General features: G+C 44.0%; 12 protein-coding genes. 7 read left to right on the top strand and 5 right to left on the bottom strand.

Annotation, left to right across the window (positions count from 1 at the left end; all coding sequences use genetic code 11):
- Positions 1-14: 14 nt before the first annotated feature.
- The 3 genes from der to B050_RS0101710 form a co-directional block, all read right to left on the bottom strand.
- A complete protein-coding gene (der, locus tag B050_RS0101725) occupies positions 15-1,328 on the bottom strand; it encodes a ribosome biogenesis GTPase Der (RefSeq protein ID WP_018472144.1) in 1,314 nt (437 codons plus the stop codon).
- Positions 1,329-1,339: 11 nt separating this feature from the next.
- Positions 1,340-2,230: a GTPase Era gene (gene era, locus B050_RS0101720; RefSeq protein ID WP_026235537.1), complete on the bottom strand. Its 891-nt coding sequence runs from the start codon at positions 2,228-2,230 to the stop codon at positions 1,340-1,342.
- Positions 2,231-2,881: 651 nt separating this feature from the next.
- Positions 2,882-6,994, bottom strand: a complete 4,113-nt coding sequence (locus tag B050_RS0101710; protein ID WP_018472141.1) for a hybrid sensor histidine kinase/response regulator transcription factor — start codon at positions 6,992-6,994, stop codon at positions 2,882-2,884.
- Positions 6,995-7,489: 495 nt separating this feature from the next.
- Between B050_RS0101710 and B050_RS0101700 the strand changes: the two genes are divergently transcribed.
- The 6 genes from B050_RS0101700 to B050_RS0101675 all read left to right on the top strand — a co-directional run bounded on the left by B050_RS0101700 (position 7,490) and on the right by B050_RS0101675 (position 18,385).
- Positions 7,490-8,764, top strand: coding sequence for a glycoside hydrolase family 88 protein (locus B050_RS0101700; RefSeq protein WP_018472139.1), 1,275 nt, complete (start codon positions 7,490-7,492; stop codon positions 8,762-8,764).
- A 131-nt stretch (positions 8,765-8,895) separates the two neighbouring features.
- Positions 8,896-12,057 carry a SusC/RagA family TonB-linked outer membrane protein gene (locus B050_RS0101695; protein WP_083923228.1) on the top strand — a complete coding sequence of 1,054 codons (3,162 nt, stop codon included), beginning with the start codon at positions 8,896-8,898 and terminating at the stop codon, positions 12,055-12,057.
- A gap of 26 nt (positions 12,058-12,083) precedes the next feature.
- On the top strand, positions 12,084-13,715 hold the full coding sequence (locus B050_RS0101690) for a RagB/SusD family nutrient uptake outer membrane protein (protein WP_169336239.1): 1,632 nt from the start codon (positions 12,084-12,086) through the stop codon (positions 13,713-13,715).
- A gap of 87 nt (positions 13,716-13,802) precedes the next feature.
- On the top strand, positions 13,803-15,368 hold the full coding sequence (locus B050_RS0101685; RefSeq protein ID WP_018472136.1) for a sulfatase family protein: 1,566 nt from the start codon (positions 13,803-13,805) through the stop codon (positions 15,366-15,368).
- Between the two features lie 59 nt (positions 15,369-15,427).
- Positions 15,428-16,951, top strand: a complete 1,524-nt coding sequence (locus B050_RS0101680; protein WP_169336238.1) for a DUF4955 domain-containing protein — start codon at positions 15,428-15,430, stop codon at positions 16,949-16,951.
- Positions 16,952-17,227: 276 nt separating this feature from the next.
- Entirely contained in the window at positions 17,228-18,385 is a 1,158-nt protein-coding gene (locus tag B050_RS0101675) for a glycosyl hydrolase family 28-related protein (RefSeq protein WP_018472134.1), read from the top strand.
- A 302-nt stretch (positions 18,386-18,687) separates the two neighbouring features.
- On the opposite strand, the gene B050_RS0101670 is transcribed toward B050_RS0101675, so the two are convergent.
- Complete coding sequence (locus B050_RS0101670) at positions 18,688-19,911, bottom strand: porin family protein (RefSeq protein WP_018472133.1); 1,224 nt, start codon at positions 19,909-19,911, stop codon at positions 18,688-18,690.
- A gap of 526 nt (positions 19,912-20,437) precedes the next feature.
- Here B050_RS0101670 and B050_RS0101665 point away from each other — a divergent pair.
- Positions 20,438-21,715, top strand: coding sequence for a chloride channel protein (locus tag B050_RS0101665; protein WP_018472132.1), 1,278 nt, complete (start codon positions 20,438-20,440; stop codon positions 21,713-21,715).
- A 75-nt stretch (positions 21,716-21,790) separates the two neighbouring features.
- On the opposite strand, the gene B050_RS0101660 is transcribed toward B050_RS0101665, so the two are convergent.
- Positions 21,791-22,681 carry a phospholipase A gene (locus tag B050_RS0101660; protein WP_026235536.1) on the bottom strand — a complete coding sequence of 297 codons (891 nt, stop codon included), beginning with the start codon at positions 22,679-22,681 and terminating at the stop codon, positions 21,791-21,793.
- Between the last annotated feature and the right edge of the window lie 270 nt (positions 22,682-22,951).

Here is a 22,951-nt window from a genome sequence, read left to right as displayed (position 1 = left end):
AGAAAATATATTTTTTATTTTCTTTTGTAGGTAATTTTTACCGGAACTCCCTCAAAATCAAAGTGTTCTCTCACTCTGTTTTCCAGGTATCTGGTATAAGGAGACTTCAGATATTGGGGAAGGTTACAGAAGAATGCGAATACCGGATTTTTGGTCGGCAGCTGTGTGACATATTTGATTTTGATGTACTTGCCTTTCCATGCTGGTGGCGGATAGCGCTCAATCTCTGCCAGCAGTTTATCGTTCAACTGGGAGGTTGGTACGCGTCTGGTTTTATTGTCATATACTTTCACTGCCAGCTCGATGGCTTGGAAGATCCGCTGCTTGGTGATCATAGAAGTGAAGATGATAGGAATCCACTTATGCTCACCGAGTTTCTCCACCATATCATCTTTGAAGGTATTCATGGTTTTATGATCTTTCTCGATCAGATCCCACTTATTCACGATGATCATTACCCCTTTATTATTCTTGATCGCCAGGGAGATCAGGTTCACATCCTGAGCTTCCAGGCCACGGGTGGCATCGACCATGATGATTACCACATCGGAGTCCTCCAGCGTTCTAAGGGAACGCATAACTGAGTAAAACTCAATATCTTCCTTCACGCGGGATTTTTTACGAATCCCGGCAGTATCGGAGATGATGAAGTTTTTGCCATATAAGGTATAATGCGAATTGATCGTATCTCGGGTGGTGCCAGCTTCATCGGTTACGATGGTTCTTTCTGTACCCAAGAGGGCGTTTAGGAAAGAGGACTTGCCCACATTGGGTCTTCCGAGGATAGCGATTTTTGGAATTCCTGCATCAGGATCCTCAATGCCTTCTTCATCAAAATTGGTAATCAAGGCGTCCAATAGTTCGCCAGTACCACTACCACTCGCTGCGGCGATAGGATAGACCTGCTCGTCGCTAATGCCTAGGGAATAAAATTCGTTGGCCATAAATGCCCGTTCCTGCGTATCGGCCTTATTGGCGACGATATAGATAGGCTTTTTGGTATTCCGCATTTCATTGGCGAATTCCATATCGAGGTCCGTAAGGCCATCGATACAGTCCACCACAAATAGGATCACAGAAGCTTCCTCCACGGCCAGCTTGACCTGCTTACGGATTTCTGATTCGAATACATCATCTGATCCGGTGACATATCCACCGGTATCGATCACGGAAAAGTACTTTCCGCCCCACTGCGCATGCCCGTAATGTCGGTCACGGGTTACGCCACTTTCGTTATCTTCAATAGCTTTACGCTCTTCCACCAGTCGGTTGAAGAAGGTGGATTTGCCCACGTTGGGCCTGCCTACTATCGCTACTATATTTGCCATTTTGCTATTTGTTATTGGTCGTAACCAAATTTTCTAAGTTTGTTTTTGTTTTTTCTCCAGTCGTCTTCCACTTTCACGTGGGTTTCGAGGAATACCTGTTTGCCAAAGAAGGCCTCCAGGGTTTCACGGGATTGGATGCCCACTCTTTTTAGTGCTTTTCCTTTCTCGCCAATGATGATTCCCTTCTGACTGGAGCGTTCCACATAGATGATCGCACGGATACGGATGATTTTGTCATCTTCGGTAAACTGCTCGATATTCACCTCGGTGCTATAAGGAATTTCCTTTTTATAATTGGTGAAGATTTTTTCTCGGATTATTTCCGAAGCAAAGAAACGTTCCGGACGGTCGGTAAGTTCCTGTTTGTCATAATACGGCGGATGGACAGGCAGGCGATCGAGGATTTCCTGCATGATTCTTTCAGTATTAAAATTCTCCAAAGCCGATACAGGGATTACAGCATCCGTCTTGAGCCTTTCGGTCCAGTAAGCGGTTACTTCCTCCAGCTTGTTTTCTTTGGCAAGGTCGATTTTGTTGATGACTAGCAGGACTGGGGATCCTGCAGCATTGATCTTCTCGATTACCTGTTCGATTTCATCATCAGTTTCGTAAAGATCGGTAACAAATACCACCACATCAGCATCCTCCAAGGAGAGGTTGACAAAGCTCATCATGCTTTTGTGCAGCTCATATTTAGGTTTTAGCATTCCCGGGGTGTCCGAAAATACCACCTGATAATCCTCCGTGTTGATCAGTCCAAGGATGCGGTGGCGGGTGGTTTGGGCTTTGGAAGAGATGATAGAAAGCCGTTCACCAACGAGAATATTCATCAGCGTAGATTTCCCTACATTAGGTTTGCCGATAATATTCACAAATCCGGCCTTATGTGCATTTTCACTCATGGACATGGTAATTTATATATGATCCGCCGCTATTTTAACGGCTCCGTAAATAGCTCTCCCAGGTGATTCTGCATGAGACCATTAGTCCAAATATTATTTTAGCTAATCCCCTGCAAGTCACCCATCATTGGTATTCTCCCCCTGTTCGTGAGAAGGTACCTAAAAACGGAAATGCGTATTTTTTACAAAGGTACTTGTTTTTTTGCAAGCCACCACATATTTAATGCTATGGCAGTATAAAATTTGGGATTGATTGGTGAAACAGTGCTAAAATGAGTGTGGCCAGAGCCGCTTCGCAAGGCCAGCAATCCCGCATTCCTCTCACCTAAACGCCCCCTTCCTGCCTGAAGTTTATTATTATGCCCCCTCCCAACTATAGCGCCTCCATCCATTATCAGCTAAACATATATCCCCATCCTAAGCTTCCCATTCACCAATAAATAATAAGAGCTCGACTTCTACCGCCATCCGAATTATCATAAAAAAGGGAAAAATAAGCCTCCCTTGTGCATAAAAAAGCCACCATAGTAAAAAGAACCTAAGGCCTTACTTATAGGCATGGAGCTATTAAAAATTAAAACCGGCGTATCGGAAATATTAATTTGCCTCACCTAGAGAAATAAAATTGATTCTCCTTTTATTAGTAGTTCGCTAAGAATCATTGGATTGTTTTTTCTGAGTTTTGTATTGAGAAGGGCTCATGCCATAGATTTTCTTAAAGGATTCTCGGAAATACTTGGTATCTGAAATGCCGACTTTTAGGGAGATATCCGAAATCCTGTACTTAGAGTTGATCAGTAGCTGTGCGGCTACGCGCATTCTGACATCACGGATAAATTCCACTGCTGTTTTGCCCGTAATACTTTTAAGTTTTTTGTAAAAGGACGACTGACTCATGGCCATGTCACGGGCCAAAACCTGGACATTAAACTCCAAGTCCTCCACATTCTGCTCCACCAAACGTATAGCATGCTCAATAAACTCCCGGTCTTCGTCAGGAATCTCAAGCTCAAAATGTTCTTTTAATATTGATTTCTCATAAAATTCATGAAGGCGGAGCTTATTGGAAAATATATTGTGGATTTTTGCTTGTAGGACCTTGGGGTTAAAAGGCTTACTAATATAGTCTGTGGCGCCAATGGTAAGTCCTTCGATTTCATAAACCGTGGCGGTCCTGGCGGTCAGAAGTATAAATGGAATATATCCCAGCGACTTGTCCTCATTGACTTTTTGACAGAGGGTGATGCCGTCCATCTCAGGCATCATCACATCGCTTATAATCAAGTCTGGCGTATGGCTTTTTAATGTTTCCAAAGCTTCCAAGCCGTTTTCTGCCATTAGTATCGAATAGCTGGGCGATAGCAAACCCTGCAAATAGGATAATAAATCTTCATTATCATCCACTATTAATATCGTAAAGGGAAAGGCCTCCGCATTCCTGATGGGGCGAGTATCATGGTCTTTTTCAAGGTCAATATCCTTATAAATAGTAAATTCTGCCCCTGCATTTATATCCGGTAATATCTGCTCCGGAGCGAGATGCTTACTCCCAAAAGGAAGCTTTACTGTAAATATGGTACCTTCCTTAAGAGCACTCTTTACCAGCACCTCCCCATGGTGAATACTGACAAAATCCTTCACTAAGGAAAGGCCTATACCTGTACCGCTGATCGATAGGGTTTCACTTCTAAAAGTCTGATGAAAACGATCGAAAATCTTATCCATCTCCTCTCTGGACATGCCATTTCCATCGTCCTCAATGGATATCTTTGCATAGTTATTCACCAGTGCTCCCTGCAAAAACTCAGCGTCTTTGGCAGGAGAGCCCACAAAGTCCACATCCACTTTTATGCTACCACCCTCATGAGTGTGCTTGAATGCATTAGAAAGTAGATTGGTAAATACCATCTCAAGCTTCTCCCTATCAAAATAGATCGAGATATCATGATTAATGCTCTTAAAGGTGTATTGGATGCCCTTTTCCTGCGCCTTAAGCTTAAAAACCAGATATATCTCATTTACGAAATTAGACACATCGCCCTTAAGCGCTCTTAAGCTTATATTGTCGGTTTCAGTCTTACGGAATTCTAGGAGCTGGTTTACCAACTGGTACATTTTCTTTGATTGAGAATAAAGTAAATGAGCCTTTTCCTTAAGTGTATTGCTCTTCCACTCATGCGAGATCAGCTCCTCCGCAGGACCAAGTATCAGGGTAAGCGGGGTCTTTAGCTCATGGGAAATATTAGTGAAAAAATTAAGCTTGAGATCATAAAGAATTTTTTCATTTTCTGTGTCCATCTGGCTTTGCAGCAGCTTCTGGCGTAAGCGGAACTGCCATGACCTGAATTTCCACAAGGAAAACAGGAGGATGGCAAATAACAGGAAATAGCCCAGATAGGCCCATCGGGTCTGCCACCAGGGTGCCAGCACTATGATCTCCAAAGAAGCCTGTGACACCTGAGGATTATCTGTATTGGAATAGGTTTTTACTTTGAAGGTATAAGTGCCGGGCCCAATATCATTATAATTGGCAAAGCGCTGGTTTCCGGCAACTACCCAATCATTGTCCACTCCTTCGAGCTTATACAGGTATTTTGTGCTTTGGGGAGACACAAAGTTGATGGAGGTATAGCTTATGGTAAAATTGAACTGGTCGGGTTCCAGGATTACCTTTTCGGAATTGGTGATGTTCTTGACCATTTCATTATCACCCTGTACCTCCTTGTCAAAAACCTTAATGGAGGTGATATAGAGAGGCGCATTACGTTCCTTAGTGGAAATCTTAGAGGGGTCAAACAGGTTGAACCCATTAATTCCCCCAAAAAGCATATCTCCTTGGGAGGTTTTCAGGAAACTATTATAATTAAAGACGCTGCTTTGCAGGCCATTTTTGATGCTGTAATTTGTGAAAGTTTCCGTATCTATATTGAAGGTGGAAAGCCCATTATTGGTGCTAATCCATAAGGTATGATGGCCCCCAGGAAGTATCCCATAGACCAGGTTATTGGGCAAGCCATTTGCCGTATGGTACACCTTCACATCATCGTTTACACTATTGAATTTGATCAAGCCGTGGCTGGAGGTGCCTAGCCAATACACACTGTCCTTTTCGGAATAGATAGTGTGAACGGTGATGTCCTCATCGAGCGCCTCCGAAAATATATTGGAGGGAGTAAACTGCTTATTGTCGGGAGTAAATTCCACTAAGCCCCTATTGGTTCCTAGCATTAGGCTGCCATTCCACTTTTCGTGAATGGAAAACACCGTCATATTTGAGGTCCAGGATTGATTGTCATATCGCTCAAACTGTCCATTGCCCATATACCTGTTGAGGCCTCCACCATTGGTCCCTATCCATATATTGCTTTGGGAATCTTCATAGAGTGTCATGATGGTGCTATTGCTCAGACTGTGCCGATCAGCATGATGATGCTTGTATTTGGTATAGTTTTTTTGTTTGGGATTATATACCTCCAGTCCATGATAATGCAGGCCTATCCACAAATTGCCATTCTGGTCCTTTATGATCTTTTTGATATTCGCGTCTGGTTCGTCGGTAGGACTGTAATGGATTCTTTCAAACTTGCCGCTCAGTCTATCAAAATAGTTTAACCCTCCCCCTTCAGTGCCGATCCAGAATCTATTGGGCTCATCTTCCACAAAGGAGCTAATAATATTATTGCTCAAGGCATCCTCCGTTTCTGAGCTATAGTAATGATTAAAAGTGCCGAGACTTCTGTCAAATAGATTTACCCCGCCAGCCCAGGTTCCTATCCACATATTATGATCCTCATCTTCGAGAATATCGTAGATGGAGTTATGACTCAAGCTGTATAAATCCTGGGGGATATGGCTGTATTTGGAAAATTTCTTCTTTGCAATATTCAATAAATATAGCCCATCAATAGCACCTATCCACAAGACGTCATTGGAGTCTTTTACAATCGCCCTTATCGCCTTTGGGAAGCTGTGAATATGCCCGTCGGAGTCCTTGAATATAAAAGGGACAAATGTTTCCTTTTGGCCATCCCACTGAAATAATCCCAGGGGAGAAGCCATGAGCAAGGTGTCTTGGTTTAGCCTGAAGAACTTAATCTTGAAATTATAGGAAACCACATTATTGTCGTAATTATATACTTTGGAGATCGACTTTGCCCGATAGTCATAGCAATATACCCCATCAGTGGAGCCAATCCATAAGGTGTCCTGATCTGCATACGCAGAGATGACGGAGGTATTTACGATCTGTTTCAACGTGATCTGCTGCTGCACGTCCTTAGAGTCAAACGAAAAAAGCCCCTTTCGGCTACTTAATAGGATCTGGTTGCCATGGCCTGCCGAAATCTGACTGATGGTAAGCCCTTCGAGGATATTATTTTCATCTTTTATTCTTATGATTTTGTCTAAATCATCATCATACAATGACAGGCCCTTGATGGTGCTTATCCATAGCTTATTGCTGGGATCCTCATAGAGCGAAGATACCCAATTGTCATGAAGAGTGGAGTCATCATATAGCTCGTTATGGTAGGTTTTGATCGTGTATCCGTCGAATTTGTTTAGGCCATCTCGAGTGCCAAACCACAAAAAGCCCTTATTATCCTGGATGATGCTGCTGACCGTGGTGCTGCTAAGCCCATCAGAAACACCGATTTTCTTAAACTTTAGATTAGGAAGTTCCTGGCCAAAACAAGGTATTATGAAGGCAAACGAAAATAGGATAGCCCATGCCTGAATACTTACCTTGTTTATTACTCTTTTCATAATCTAATGGATGACTTTGGTTTTTGGGCGATGATGATGTCTGACTTGCAAACTAAAAATAGTTTAAAAATTATAATTGGGACGGACTCTGCAAGGCCAAATATCAAAATACCCCCTATAAAATATGAATATGGGAGTGCTAACCGTATTTCCTGAAGCGTGATGCTTCACCAGAGGCTTTCACTGATACTGAGGGAGGAGAGGCGTTTTCCCCACTTCAAAAGTCAGTTTTATTGTCCCGTCATTTTATTTTGAGAAAGCCAGAGTAGGCAGTCGTATGTTTTGTCCGATGAGGGAGGCGTGAAATTAGGTGTTGTGGATAGAAGGGCTTTGCATTCTCTTATACTGGGGGTGTATTCTCTGATTTAAGGGGGGGAATATTCATAATATGCCCCTATGCTATTGATTCCATGGTGAGCTATTATTTAGATTTGAATAAATCAAGTCGCTGAAAACCGGCTTGGAAATTCTAAACACGAATCAAAATTTTTCTTTATGATCAATTTCAAAAATGGCCAGCAGGCTGGATGGTTTGCAAATCTGCTGCTGCTTTCTGTAATAGTTCTTCATGGGAGCTGCTCAAGCACCGCCAAGTCCAATGCAGAAAATACTTCAGAAGTTCAGGTCACTTCCCAACCTCTGGAAAGTCTCTCCATACAAACTCAGACGCAGAAGGCCGAAACCTTATATGCTGGCTTAGCAAAGGTGGCGAGGGAGGCTAAAAAGGCTCCCCGAAGTATAGAAGAAGATGGGGAAATAATGTGGGTAAGAAATGGCTTTGACTGGACAGAAGGGTTTTTTGCCGGTTCACTATGGTATTTATATGAGCTTACCGGGGACAAGGAATGGATGGAAGAGGCCCAATATTTTCAGGAATTGAATAAGGAGGATAGGTTCTTCTCCAACCATGATTTGGGCTTTGTGTTTAATAATTCATATGGTAATGGCCTTCGGATAAGTGGAGATAAAGCCTATGCGCAGGTACTGATAGATGCTGCCAATACGCTTATGGATAGATATAACCCAGAGGTGGGCTGTATCCTGTCTTGGAATGTGGATGGAGGATGGCAATCTAAGCGTGGGTGGGAATTTCCTGTGATCATAGATAATATGATGAATCTGGAGCTACTCTTTGTGGTTTCCGAGATGACTGGCGATGCCAAATATGCCGAGGTCGCCATCAACCATGCCAATACCACCATGAAGCACCATTTTAGAGAAGACTATAGCTCATACCATGTGGTGGATTACGATCCGATCAGCGGAGAAGTTAGAAATAAAGAACGAGCTCAGGGATTTTCTCATGAGTCCTCCTGGTCGAGGGGCCAGGCTTGGGGGCTGTATGGATATATCATGTGTTATAGGTTTACGGAGAAGGAGGAATACCTTGAGCAAGCCAGGAATATTGCGGCTTTTATACTTAGTAATCCAGAAATCCGGAAAAATGATGTGCCCTTCTGGGATTACGATGCTCAGAATATTCCTCAGGAGCCAAAAGACGCTTCCGCTGCGGCTATCACCACCTCTGCCTTGCTGGAGCTGAGCACTTATAGCGAAGGAGATTACCTCCAGAGAGCGAAGGATATGTTGAAAACCCTATCTGGTCCGGAGTATTTCGCTAAGCCAGGAGAAAACCACAATTTTCTGCTCAAGCATTCTGTGGGAAGCATCCCTCATAATTCTGAAATCGATAAGCCCTTGAATTATGCCGATTACTATTACCTGGAATCCTTACTGCGATTGAGAAATTGGTTTGAGATGGATTCTTAATATTGTCCCCAAAAACTGAAGATAAAGAGGTGAAATTATGAAAATAATAGATCAAATGAATTCCAGCTAGATGGATGCACTATCCTTTATATTTATTGAAACCCAAAACTTAATAACCTAAATGATTACTTATGTGTTTTAATTTTACAATTAACAGACTAAGCGCATTGCAGAAAATCTGCACCCTGGTGTTTCTGTTGCTTCTATTGATATTCGATACCTATGCAAGAGAGAGCAGTGGCTTAGAGAGAATGACGGGAGTCCTCGCCTTGGAAAATGACGGACAACCAAAAGTGGAGGGCAATGCCCTCAGATATGAGCAAGTGACGGGCACGGTGGTGGATGAAAATGGCCTCGGGCTGCCAGGAGTCTATGTTTTGATCAAAGGAAGCTCCACAGGAACGGTCACTGATATGGATGGCCATTACAGCCTCAATGTCCCTGAGACTGGCTCCGTCCTGATTTTTAAGATTGTGGGCTATGTCCCTCAGGAGGTAAAAGCCCTAAATCAAAGCAAGATCGATATCCAAATGCAGGTCGATATCAAGGCGCTGGAAGAGGTGGTGGTCGTAGGCTATGGCACCGAGAAGAAGGTAAACCTGACTGGCTCTGTCAGTACCATCAATAATCAAGACATAGAATCCAGGCCTATCACTAATATTAGTGCAGGTTTGTCAGGGCTGGCCCCGGGCGTGGTGGTGAGTCAGGCCAACGGCGGCGTGGCAGGTGGCGACGGCGCAAACATTAGAATCCGTGGAATAGGCACCTTCAATAATACTAACCCGCTCATCGTGGTGGACGGTATTCCTTCCGAAGGAACAGGGATTATGAATGATATTGATCCTAATGATGTCGAAAATATCTCTATCCTTAAAGATGCAGCATCCGCCTCCATATACGGTTCCAGAGGTGCCAATGGGGTGATACTAATTACCACCAAAAGAGGCAAGGAAGGGAAAGTTTCACTATCCTATAATGGATATACAGGATGGCAAAAAAGTACCCGAATGCCGGAATTCGTCAGTGATTTTGGCTTATATATGGAGCAAGCCAATATCAACCGAGGTACCGAGATCTTCAATGCTGCCGCGATACAGGCCTGGCGGGACAATCCTAATGATCCTCTGCTCTATCCCAATGTCGATTGGTACGATGAGCAAGTGGGAAGCACGGCAAGGATCCAATCTCATAGTCTATCAGTCACTGGCGGTACAGCTGCCACTCAGTACAGGCTATCCATGAGTTATCTGGATCAGGATGGACTGGTGCTCAATAATAATATAAAGCGCTATGGGGTAAGGACCAACCTTCAATCGGAAATAGTAAAAGGAGTCAAGGTCGGTGGCGATATGTTTTTTAGATGGTCGGATGTCGTTCCCAATGCACTTGGGGATAATACGATTGACCTAGGCACCGTGCCAGGCATCCCTAGTATGCAGCACCCAGATGGAAGATGGGGCGGCGCACAGCACCCGGCAGTGGGCACAATCACTAATCCACATGGGGCGGTGATGAATCGTGATGATGATATCAATCAGAAAAGGATCCTGGGTAGTGTCTTTGCTAGCTGGGAAATGATAGAAGGCCTTACTGCCACCGCCAAAGTATCTCTAAACTATAATAACCAACTTAGAAATACCTTCGCAAAAAGATGGGACCTTTGGGATTTCCAAAGGGATGTAGTCACTCGAGAATTTGGTTTGGCCTCTGGCCGATCTTCCACCTCTCGTCAGGACCAGGACTACCTGATCACCTCCAATCTCCTGCTGGAATACCAAAAATCCTTTGATGACCATTCCTTTAAGCTACTGGGCGGTTTTGAACGCTTAAATTATCGCGATGACTATGTATCTGTGACCAAAAACCAATACCAAAATAATCAAGTGACCGCAATCAATGCGGGATTATTGGTGGCTGGAGCCAGCGGAAACACCGTGGAGTGGGCTTTGCAGTCTTACTTTGGAAGGTTTAATTATAACTATAAAGGAAAGTACTTTGCTGAAATAAATTTCAGAGCCGATGGATCTTCCCGGTTCCAGGCAGAGAATAGATGGGGTTACTTCCCCGCTTTTTCGGCAGGATGGAATATCTCTGAGGAGGCTTTTATGAGCAATATCTCCTTTATAGATAATTTGAAGCTCCGAGCGTCCTGGGGAAGACTGGGGAATAATAGAATCGGAAACTACCCTTATCAGTCCACCTATAATCTAAATCAGAATTACTCCTTCGGCGGGGAAGTATATACGGGCATCGCCCAGACTTCACTGGTCAATGAAGACATCCGATGGGAAGAAACCACCACCACCGATATTGGATTGGATGCGGCATTCTTTGATGGAAAACTAAATTTTACCGTTGATTATTTTAACCGAAAAACCGATGGCATACTTACTGGATTGCCCGTTCCACAATTTCTAGGGAATAAAGCAAACCCTACTGTAAACCTCGCCTCAATGGTAAACAAAGGGGTAGAATTAAGCCTTGGCTATAGAAACAATATTGGTCAGCTCAACTATAATGTCTCTGGCCACCTGACTATATTGGATAATGAGGTGACGGATTATTTCGAGGATATTCAGACAGGGGGCACGCAGGTAGGATATCCCTACCAGTCCTGGTATGGACTGGAGGCGGTAGGCTTATTCCAGACTATAGATGAAATAGAAGCCGCTCCTAGACATCAAAACAATACCTCCCCAGGAGATATCCAATTTAAGGATCAGCTTACCGTTGATACCAATAATGATGGCATTCCCGATGCGGGCAATGGCGTGATAGACAGTGATGATAGGGTCATTATTGGCAATAGAATTCCAGGTTATAGCTATGGAGGCAAGATTTCACTGGAACTAAAAGGAGTCGATTTTGGACTGGTATTACAGGGAGTGGCAGATCAGGATATGAATACCTTTGGCACAGGAGTGAGACCGATAGAGTGGAGTGACAGAGGGGTGCTGCACCAAAGATGGGTGGATGACGCCTGGTCAGAGCAAAACCCGGATGGCAGCTTGCCTCGCCTGAATCAGGATGCTATGCAAGGCTTGAATGGAAATGTATCTTCCTTCTGGGTCAAGGACGTCTCGTTTTTTAGAGTCAAAAACCTGCAACTAGGCTATACTCTTCCCGAATCAATCATTGGCAAGTTTAAGCTCCAAAATGTTAGGGTTTACTTCAGCATGGAAAATGTGTTCACGATAACCAATGAAGAATGGGGATTTGATCCAGAAACTGGCTCTGCGACGGAAGTTCCAAACGTCCGCTCCACTAGCCTCGGCTTGAGCATTAGGTTATAATGATCCATTACCAAAAAACTATCCTTATGAAAAAGTTAAAACATACTTATATAATGGTGATATGCCTGCTTTGCTTGGCATGTAACCAGGAATTCCTAGATAAGAATCCAAATGACGCATTATCAGCGGACTCTTTTTGGTCCAATGAATATGACGCTATCGCCGGACTTACCGCGATATATGATGCTTTGGAGACCGGAAATGAGAGCTTAGGCTGGGCCACCCTGGGTCTTTTTGATTTATTTACTCCACTGGGAAACTCCCGCAATGGGGTATATAGACAGATCGCAGAGGGTGTTCATAATCCGGACAACCGCATCGTAAATGAGCTTTGGGAAAATATGTACAAAGGGGTCGTAAGGTCCAATGATTTTTTGGTGCATATTGATGAGATTCCCTTCGAAGGAGAAAATGGCGAAGAGCGTAAGAATATTATGATTGGCGAAGCCCGCTTCTTAAGAGCCATGTATTATTATCTGCTAGTAGAGGTCTATGGCGATGTGCCATTATTCATCACAGTACCCACCGCTCAGGATGCCGATGCCTACCGAGCCCCAGTATCTGAGGTCGTGGAGCTGATGAAGGAGGACCTGCTATTTGCCGTGGATCACCTGCCGGTGCCTGGCCAGGAGCAGACTGGAAGAGCGACCAAGGGAGCGGCTTTGGCCTTGCGGATGAAGATAGGCCTATTCGAAAAAGACTGGGCCGCGGCGGCCACGGCTGCTGAGCAGATCATGAGCATGGGATACAGCCTAGTGCCCAATTATGAGGATGTGATAAGTACCACCAATGAAAATAATGAGGAAGTCATCTTCGATGTGGAGCATATCTTTAGGAATGAATCCGAATCAGGTGGGAATTTCGAGAAAATGTATGCCTTCAGAAGCGCCTCCGCCGATGGCTGGTCCTGGATGCAGCCCACCAGCTGGTATGTGGACCAATTTGAGAGAATTATCCAAAATCCCGTGGAAGGTGTGGATTATATAAACGAGGATCCCGACAGGATTCCTGATGATGTATATGCTTATTTTGAAGGACGCGATCCTCGGTTAGATCATACCATCCTAAGACCCGGGTCACATTTTAAGGATAAGCTGGACGATGATATCCTCTATCCACATGACTTCCAGGCGGTCAATCATTCCCAGGTGGGAATGCATATGCGTAAGTATGTCATTCCGGGTGCCGAGACCTCCCAAAGTAGAGATTCCCCATTGGATTATATTATTTTTAGGTACGCAGATGTACTGCTCAATTACCTGGAAGCAGTGGCCATGAGAGATGGTGGAGCAGAGACCGTTTCCCAAGCCATTTTGGACCAGACGATTAATAGCATTCGCTCAAGAGCCTCAGAGGACCTGCCGCTTTATACTGCTGGCGCCATCACCATGGCAGATATCTATAGAGAGCGTATGGTGGAGCTGTCGATGGAAGGTTGGAGCTTCTTTGATATGAGGAGAAATAGCATGATTGAGATCAATGAGGGCTTTGGCGTATATGGTTTGACCGTGGATGCGGGCAATACGGTGGACTTCAACCCAAATATTATTAATCAGGTGAGGATATTTGATCCTGCCATGCATTATCTATGGCCTATTCCAACTTCTGAATTGGAGAGAGGAAAAAACCTGACTCAGAATCCGGGGTATCCAGAATAATTATTGGGATTATTGTGATCACCTCCTCTGGTAATCAGAGGAGGATTACTTTATTTGCCACTTAGTTGAATAACGGAAAAGTAAAATATGGAATTTATAAAATTGACTCGATCAAAAAACAGATGGCCTTTCATATTCCTGCTTGTGCTCATGGCCTGCCAGCTTTCAGGCTGCAGCAGCCAGGCAGATCAGAAAGAAGAAGCGCCCAATATTATATTTATTTTCCCTGACCAATTTAGGAATTTTAGCCTTGGGATCTGGTCCGCGCCAGGCTACGACGAATACATTCAGGGAAAGCCAGATCCAGTGGTCACCCCAGCCTTGGATCGCCTGGCTTCCGAATCGGTGGTATTTAGCAATGCCGTCAGCAATTTTCCATTATGCAGCCCTTATCGGGCAATGATGATGTCCGGAAGGTATCCTGATCATAATGGGGTCACCGCAAACTGCCATAAAGACCGGGAAGTTTCCTTAAAAACCGATATGGTCTGTATGACCGATGTATTCGCAGAGGTTGGCTACGATGTGTCTTATTTTGGTAAAGTCCATTGGTTAAGAAATGACCCGCTATTTACCCAGGAGGGTACTTATACAGGATCGACAGAAGCCCCGGGAGGGCATTATATCAATAGTTATGATACTTATATTCCCGCAGGGCCTGACCGCCATGGCATAGACTATTTTGTGCAGATGATCAAGGATGACCACTTTAATCCGATGGTTTACTCCAGTGACCCTAAGGTGGTGGAAGGAAAAGAAGATGGTGAACTCTATATGCCAAAGCGGTTTTCTGCCGAATTTGAAGCCGAAAAAATCATAGACTATCTCGAAAATACCCACCAACAAAGGGATACGGAAAAGCCATTTTTTATGATTTGGTCCTTAAATCCGCCACATAACCCGTGGACACCCGAATCCACCAAAATGGAGTATTATGACCAGTACACAGAAGAGGGATCCGTCAACTTGGATCATCTGCTGGCTCGAGGGAATAGCGATGATTCCGTGGGGAATTATGCCCCTTATTACTTCGCCAATGTCAGTGCTGTGGACCATTATATCGGTCTGGTATTGGATAAGCTGGAAGAACTGGAGCTGTCTGATAATACCATAATCGTGTTTTCTTCGGATCACGGGGAGATGCTCGGTAGCCATGGAAAGCAAGGGAAACTGGTCCTGGAATCAGAATCATTAAACATACCCTTTATGGTCAAGTGGGGTAAAAAACTCAAGCATAAGGTGGAAGATTATATCGTCAGCGTACCAGATGTGCTCCCCACGCTGGTGAGCCTTGCAGGCTTTGAAGGGGAAATTCCCTCTGGCGTCCAAGGGGCGAGTCATGCTGAGCTCATTAGAGGCAAAGAAAATAGCCCCCTGGCTAAGCCCTCTTCGGCCTTGATAATGAATTATGATTCTAGGGGATTATATACCAAGAAGCACACCTTTGTGGTCAGTGAAAAGAAAGGGTATGTGAATGAGGTCTATTGCTATGATAATATCAAAGATCCCTATCAGCTGAATAGAATTGCCCTAAAGGATATGGATAATTCCTTAAGGGAGGACCTTAAAAGTCAATTGACACAACTCCTTATTAAGACCGATGATAGATGGTACCAAGAAGGGGTTTGCTCTGATTTCCTGACTTATAATTGATTGATTACCACCTATAAACACTACCCAAAATAATGAGCTATATAAAATACCTAACCCTAATGGTTCTATTATCGAACCCCATCCAGAAGTTGGCGGCACAGCAAGCGACTGTGGAGGTGCTTGAGATGAACTTGCCTGATTTTTCCTATGCGGGATATAACTTTGGCGAGGGTGATCTGCCCTCCATGGAGGCGTTTCCCGTTTTTAAAGTGGAGGATTATGGCGCTGTTGCCAATGACAATCTTTCCGATACCGAGGCGATCCAAGCGGCAATAAATGCGGCCTCGGTCAAAGGAGGGATTGTATTATTTGGCTCGGGACGTTATTTGTTGAATGAAGAAGCGGGCAATGCCACAGGCTTAATGGTGGAGGCGGATAATGTGGTGCTGAGAGGGACAGGAGATGGTCCTGGAGGCACAGAGCTTTTCATGAAATGGCACCTGGAGCCCGCCGATCCAGCCAAAATTTATAGCACTCCTGCCATGATTCAGTTTAGGGCTCCCCATGATTCAGAGCCCCTTCCCCGCTTAGCCAAAGATGCAAAAGAAGGCACTGAGGTGCTTACCTTTTCTGCCCCGGTAAATCTTCGGCCTGGAGATTTTATCAGGATTGCTGCCGTGGGTACTTTCTTAAATGAGCCCTTGCTCGAAGGCAAAAAAACCAGAGAAATATGGAGCCGGATCAATGAAAGAGGAGCCGCCGCAGAAGAGCTTCATCAGGTAAAGTCCGCCGATGGCCATACTCTGACGCTCATAGCGCCTATTACTATGGACCTGTCGGCAGACGATCCCTGGGAGATAAGTAAGCTGAGCTTATTGCAAAACTGTGGCTTCGAAAAGATACACTTTAGAGGCAATTTTCAGGAGGACTTTGTGCATCACCTGGATGCCATCCATGATTCTGGCTTTTCGGGCATTAGCATGTCGCGGACTTTCAACTCCTGGGTCAAGGAAGTAAGCTTCAGCGATGTGAGCGCTGCCGCTAATTTTAGTGGCTCTCTCTGCGGCACGATAGTGCGCTGCGCCGTGAAAGGAAATGGCGGACATTCCAGCTTTGGCTTTCATACCAGCACCCGATCGTTGATGGCTTATTGTGAGGATCAGGCAAATGCCTGGCACGGTCCAAATGCCTCCCACAGATCCGTGGGAAGTGTGATCTTTAGATTTGAAGGAATCAATCGCGGCATCGATCTCCACGGTGATTTCCCTAGAAATACCCTGTTTGACCAGTGTGTCATGGCGGGATTTGATGGGGATTCGGTCGGAAGGGCCAGCCATGGAGCCAACTATAAAAATCTTCCCAACCATATGGGAGGATTGGTGTTTTGGAACTTCACCCAGACTGCAAGGCCAAGGCCTGACTTTGACTTCTGGGAATTATATGAAGGTCATCCCGAGAAACTCTATGGGCCACTTACAGCCATAAACCCCGTAATCGTGGGATACAGAGGAGAAGGAACCAGTTTTGTGCAGGAAAGCGTCGGGGAAATGCACTCCTGGGGTATTCCCGTGCAGCCAGCATCTCTTTTTATCTTCCAGAAAACACAGCGTGGCAAAAAGATTCCCGCTTACCTAAGTCAATAAACCTATAAGGATCCACAAGTTTCTTTCGGAGACTTTAAGATAAAAAAGATTTTACGCATGTCATTCTGCGGAAAATAGGCCAAAGCCTTCTTCCTGCTAATAAGGCCTTTCCAGCTTTATAATGGCTTTGGTGTGTCTTGCCTGCAACTATCAGCAGGATATTGCTTCAGCAATCGCATCAATTGTTGATTAGAAAATAGCGTCTCGCTATTGAAGTGGACTCCTCTACTCGTCCATTCTTGATTTTAATTATTATTCATTCTAACCAATACCCAAATGACCACAAACTATTTATTCGTATTCTTATTGCTATTGGGTGCGTGCACCCTGGATATGCAAAACCACCATGTCACCATGAGTTCTCTACCTCGCATTGGAGGTGCCGGAGCGAGCGTCGATCCAGGAAAATTCGATGCGGACTATCCCCAGATGGAGCGCTGGGCAAATGCGGGTGTCCGAGGTGGAATCCCTATCAAGGATAGCCTGCAGCTAGGAGCAACCGTGACGGGAATGAACAGCGCAGCCATCAACCAGGCCATCAATAACTGCCCTTCTGGCCAGTATGTTTATTTGCCAAATGGTAATTATACCATTGACAGCTCTATCAATATGAAAAGTGACGTTTTCCTGGTGGGTGAGAGCCTCAGCGGAGTGGTATGCACCATCACGATGACCGGCGGCAATGCCTTTTTCTTTAATACTGGCATAAGTCAATCCGGTATTTATGATATCACCATCCAGGGTGGTTGGGGTACCCCACAGTACGCCTGGAATTTTGGGCTGGGAAGTGCCAATAGCGAGCTCCCAAATAATAGCAATGTGTCCGTCAAGTTTAAAAATTCCATTGACTGCTTTCTCGATAATGTTACAATCTTGAATAGTGCGATGCATCCCGTTTGGGTAAATGCCACGCATACCACCCTAAGGGATCTCCACGTGGATGGTGTACATAATAAAGGTGGAGGTGCCCAAGGTTACCTTATGATCCTAAATGCCGATAACCTCATCACAGGCTGTTATTTTACGCATTTACGCCATTTTTCTATCCAAGGAGCCAATGCCAAATTTAATGTAGTATATGATAATGAATTTGAGCAGGAATTAAGCTTCCATACTGGTGATGGTGGGGATAATTTGGTGGAAAAAAACCTCATTGCGCTGCCTGCTGATATGTGGGAAAACTACTATGCGATCATGGGTCCTTGGTCCAGCCAGCATACCCTTTCTGAGAAACCTAATTATGTATATGGCAATCAATGCTATCATCATAATATGGAGGAGGCGCCACTGTCTCCCTGGAGCGATGCAGCCACCGTTTACTATGGTCCTCATATGGTGAAGCCCATCGGTCATACCGCAATTCTCGATAACTTCACTCCTTACAGTGGTGGAGCGCCCAGCGGGGCTACTCTTTATGCTGTCACAGGCAATTAATAAGTGATTGCAGCTAGTAAATCTTAAGTCTTCTGACCCTAGAAATGCCGGAGGGGAAGTGATTAATATTAGCGGAAGCGGCTACAATTTATCAGATAGCAGCGGTGTATGGATTCGGTTGGTATAGCAATTCAATAATAATTCTTCTCCATCGAACCTTTAATCACTGGTAGTATTAATCAGGCATATTTGCTGGCCTATTACCCCAAAATCACCCTGACTTCAGGCTCCTTTCGGATGCTGGAATCGGGGTGATTTTTCTTGATTTTGGTGCGTGACAATTTGTTTGTGACCGGCCCCTATCAGAAAAGGGTATAGCCAAAAATCACTGAGAATGCATGGTATTTTGATTCATAAGAGACCACCTTACCTAATAAAATGCGGCTGGTGAAATACCGTAGTTCTAAGCTGTATCTATCTTTGTACTTATACCCCGACCCAATGGCCAAATTCACATTCCCAATTAGATCGTTATAATTGTACTCGCTGCCATCTGGGCGGAGGTATTGCAGATATGAGTTTAGGCCAAAGTCAAATACAGGCCCCCCATTCACAAAAATCTTTGATTCAGGATTAATAAAGAAATAGTGCCGCAGTGCAAAAGGCAGCTCGATGGAGGTATAGGCTAACCTCCCCGAAACCGATCCACCAGATACTTGAGAGGTCTCAAAAGTTATTGACTGATTGTAATTTCGGAAGGTGGGTTCGACCACCAGACTCCATTTGTTATTATTAAAGGGTAATATATATTCGAATTCTATCCCCAGACCAATGGAAACAGTGGGGTCAAATTCATTAGATGTAGAAAACGAGGGTTGTACAACGTTGATTAGGGAGTTGAAAGTAAACCTTGGCCTCAGGCTGAGGTGGATGAGTTCCCGTTTTTGAATATTGGTATATTTGGTATAAGCGACTTGCTGGCATTCATTGTACTTTTCAAATACATGAATTAATTGCCTGTGGGTATAGCTCAAAACATCTACCTCATCCATTTCTAAGGCTTCACACCTTAGGTTTAGCCAAATTTGTTCTCTGAATTTATTATTTGTAGCAATAGCACCCTTCTCATTTTTATACTTTTTGTAGATGAGCTGCTCAAAATCCCCATTGTCATGACTGTAAAAGTATTTACGTAAATTCCCATTTACATACAGTCCCAAGCTTGCTTGACCTTCTATTAGAATGTTTAAAAACAAGGTTTCTTCCACTAAAACAGGCTCCTTTGTCGAGCTCTCCTCTTGCACAGAAAAGACAGTCTTGTCAATTAATACCTTGGCTCTTTGGTATCTTAGCGACTGGCCAAATCCAAATTCCCTTGCCTGATCGAGCCCTAGTGTTTCGGAATCATCATTTAGGCTGGCTTTAAATTCAAAATGGCTGGGATTATTTTTCCAATCCACATTTTTAATAAAACCTTCGGTTTTTTCGCCTTGGTTATTGATATAATAGGCCTTTTCAAAAACTATTTGGCAGAAAGCAAGGGAGGAGCAGAATAGAAATAGGCAGAGGAATAAGCATTTTTTCATAGCTATAAGTAGAGATGGGATATAGAAACAACTTTAATTAATACCTTACTTTAGTAAAAATTAAAGGTTTTGAATGGAGTATAATTATTAAATATAAATTTATTTGCTCAATAAAAAATTTAAAGTAAATAAATTTTGCAGCCTATTTTCATGGCGTATTGCGGTGTGCATAGGAGATTGTATTACATTCCCTTATTTTTGGATTTTGCACTTAAATAGCTGTATTAGAGTGAATTATTATTTCAATGTTCAGCGAAAAAAGAATAGAAGCCTAAGGGAAGGTGTGTATTTTCAATGCAGATGATAGGCTAATAGTAGTTTATACCTTATTTTTGTAAAATTGCTCTTATTAATTAGGGTTAATTATGTCAAAATTACTTATCTCTTCCGTCGTATTTGAGGTGAAGGATAGGGTATAAGAATTATTCAGGCCATTTGAATTACTTATGAGTTGATCGCTGCCTTTGTTTTAGAGTACAAATCAAGGAGGTATAGGTCGGATGATTAGGTAAAAAAAGAGAGTATAGTGAAACTGAAAAATAAGAAAAAACTCATTTCCTACGGGAGCATATTGGATCAGTCCATAGAATTTAATCCTTTTGTATTCAGCAGGTCATTTTTATTATGGGCTTTATTGGGGATTTTGGGTGGATTAATCGCTGGGGCCTACTGGATAGTTCTCGAATGGATGACCCATGGGTTGGCATTTTTCACAGGATGGACGGTGATACCGCTTATGGCTTTCGCCGGTCTGGCTGCGGGACTGATCATTCACTGGATCGGCGATCCCGGAGAGATCCATTTGATCGTCAATAATATAAGGTTTAATAAAGGGAAATTGGACCCCAAAAACAACCCCTCGATGATCCTGTCTTCCCTGCTCTGTGTGGCCTCTGGAGGAAGCCTCGGTCCTGAGGCTCCGCTTGTCCAGGTTACGGGATCTACCGGTACCCTGCTCGGAAAGCTCTTTAGGCTCAAAGGGGAAGCGCTTCGTTCGCTGAGTATTGCTGGGATGGCCTCGGGATTTACGGCGCTGTTTGGCGCTCCGCTGGGAGGGAGTTTGTTCTCCCTGGAGATTCTGCATTATAAGCATGCCGTGGAATATTATAAAGCCATCATCCCCGCATTCGTCGCCAGTAGTTTTAGTTATATCATATTTGCCTTGGTCGTCCATCTTGGCCTGGGGCCAATCTGGGATTTCCCGACCTACGAGATGTCTGACAAGTTTGACTTCCTCTATGCCCTTATTTTTGGTTTACTGGGAGCGATGATCGGATGGTCTTTTATCTATTGTACCAAGCTGTGGAAATCGATATTTGCAGCCTTGAGCGCCCCTATATATATTAAGACATTTATTGGTGGACTTCTGCTGGGGATTATCGCTTTTTACTTTCCCCTGACCCGGTATTTTGGCCACCATGAGCTCAATGAGCTCCTGTCAATGGAGGTTTCCATTGGCTTCCTGATCGCAATACTTGTGTTTAAGCTAATCGCCATCTCCATCACTGTGACCTCTGGCTGGCGAGGTGGATTTATCATTCCATTGTTTTTTGTGGGAGGAACCCTGGGGATAATCATCCACCATTTCTTACCAGAGGTAAGCCTTTCTCTGGCTATGATCAGCTGTATGGCGGCGATAAATGCCTGCGTCACGAGGACTCCGATGAGCACCACGATCCTGCTGGCCACCCTTACCGGGTTTCAGTATTTTATCCCCATATTCTTCGCCAGCCTCACCGGATACTTTCTGGCACCTAAAGTGCCCTTTATAAAATCCCAAATGCAGAAAGAAGAAAGCCATTAGTAGTCCTCCCCGTCCGAGAATGTCAGGCAGTGCCATTTTGAGGCGCTAGGAGTGCATGGCTTGTGTTAGGGCTCATTACCAATCGACAAAGGATATGCCCAGACCGACAGTGGTCTGTTTGTGATTATAATCAATCAAGGTCTCACCATAGCCATTGAAAATCTGCAATTGGGCCCTTAGGTGGGCTTTTATTGGGTAAATATAATTGAACTGGATGCTGCCGTGATTGTCAGGAAAAGACAGGGAATTGGTCCCCACCACATAAAAATTATGCTTCTTAATCTTATAGATCACATTGGCTTGCGCTCGACCGATATAGTCAGTGATCAGGGGATTTTCATCCTCCTCATCCACGAGACGTATCCAAGGCTTTAGGAATATCTGTAGATTATTTCTTTCCATGCCGATATGAAACATCACCCGGTTCCAACTTCTGGAATAGGGCAGATCGCGACCGTTTGACTGGTGATTGAAACCTACACCCGCCATTTTTACTTTGAAACCAATAAAATTAAAGTTTATAGGAAAATTTAAAATCAGTTCCGGCTCAAAATTCATTTCCCTGAAGGCCCGCGAGAGATCCGTATTATAGATCTGCCAGTGAGCCACCTGCGTATATCCCAACCACAAATCTCCATGACCAAATAAGAAAGATTGCAGTACCTTAGTCTTAAAACTCAACTGAAACCGCGCCTCATAGTTATTATAAGGCTTAGACTCCGAGGCCGAGTACAATGGGTTTTCGCTTTGGGGAAGGGTATTCGGACTATTTGTCCGCCGGCCGGCGGTAATATAAAAGGGGTTATACGAAGTCAATCGGAAAGTCCCCAATTTATCCGGCTCATCAAGCTCCCATCGCTGCGACATGGTTTTGGCCAAAAACTTATTATCAGTCAGCAGCAAGTCTTGCGAAAAAACTGGAATTGTAAACAAACAGAGAATAATCAGGAATAAAAATAACCTCATAGATTATGATTTAGATTTTCAGAAAAAGAATCAGCCGGCATTTAATAAAAAATCAAGTCCACTACCAAACCCGATTCCCCATTAAAACACCATTACCAGCCCAAAAATACAGCTATTTCCGAGATTTGGATAAGTTTCCGATAAATGCCTTAGGGTCTTTTTAGCAAGAAGAGGTTAGGGAAGGGAGGAAGAATGTTCTGCAATGCTTTGAGTAATTTGATTCCCAGGTGATAGTGCTGCCTCAAGGACCCCATTCTTACGATAATTGAT

The organism is Echinicola pacifica DSM 19836, from assembly GCF_000373245.1.
GTDB lineage: Bacteria > Bacteroidota > Bacteroidia > Cytophagales > Cyclobacteriaceae > Echinicola > Echinicola pacifica.
The sequence above is the reverse complement of the archived record's forward strand: the minus strand, read 5'-3'. Positions and strand labels throughout refer to the sequence as shown.

Coding starts and splice junctions, on each gene's coding strand:
- der (WP_018472144.1), bottom strand. CDS start 1,328: ATGGCAAATATAGTAGCGATAGTAGGCAGGCCCAACGTGGGCAAATCC.
- era (WP_026235537.1), bottom strand. CDS start 2,230: ATGAGTGAAAATGCACATAAGGCCGGATTTGTGAATATTATCGGCAAA.
- B050_RS0101710 (WP_018472141.1), bottom strand. CDS start 6,994: ATGAAAAGAGTAATAAACAAGGTAAGTATTCAGGCATGGGCTATCCTA.
- B050_RS0101700 (WP_018472139.1), top strand. CDS start 7,490: ATGATCAATTTCAAAAATGGCCAGCAGGCTGGATGGTTTGCAAATCTG.
- B050_RS0101695 (WP_083923228.1), top strand. CDS start 8,896: ATGTGTTTTAATTTTACAATTAACAGACTAAGCGCATTGCAGAAAATC.
- B050_RS0101690 (WP_169336239.1), top strand. CDS start 12,084: ATGAAAAAGTTAAAACATACTTATATAATGGTGATATGCCTGCTTTGC.
- B050_RS0101685 (WP_018472136.1), top strand. CDS start 13,803: ATGGAATTTATAAAATTGACTCGATCAAAAAACAGATGGCCTTTCATA.
- B050_RS0101680 (WP_169336238.1), top strand. CDS start 15,428: ATGGTTCTATTATCGAACCCCATCCAGAAGTTGGCGGCACAGCAAGCG.
- B050_RS0101675 (WP_018472134.1), top strand. CDS start 17,228: ATGACCACAAACTATTTATTCGTATTCTTATTGCTATTGGGTGCGTGC.
- B050_RS0101670 (WP_018472133.1), bottom strand. CDS start 19,911: ATGAAAAAATGCTTATTCCTCTGCCTATTTCTATTCTGCTCCTCCCTT.
- B050_RS0101660 (WP_026235536.1), bottom strand. CDS start 22,681: ATGAGGTTATTTTTATTCCTGATTATTCTCTGTTTGTTTACAATTCCA.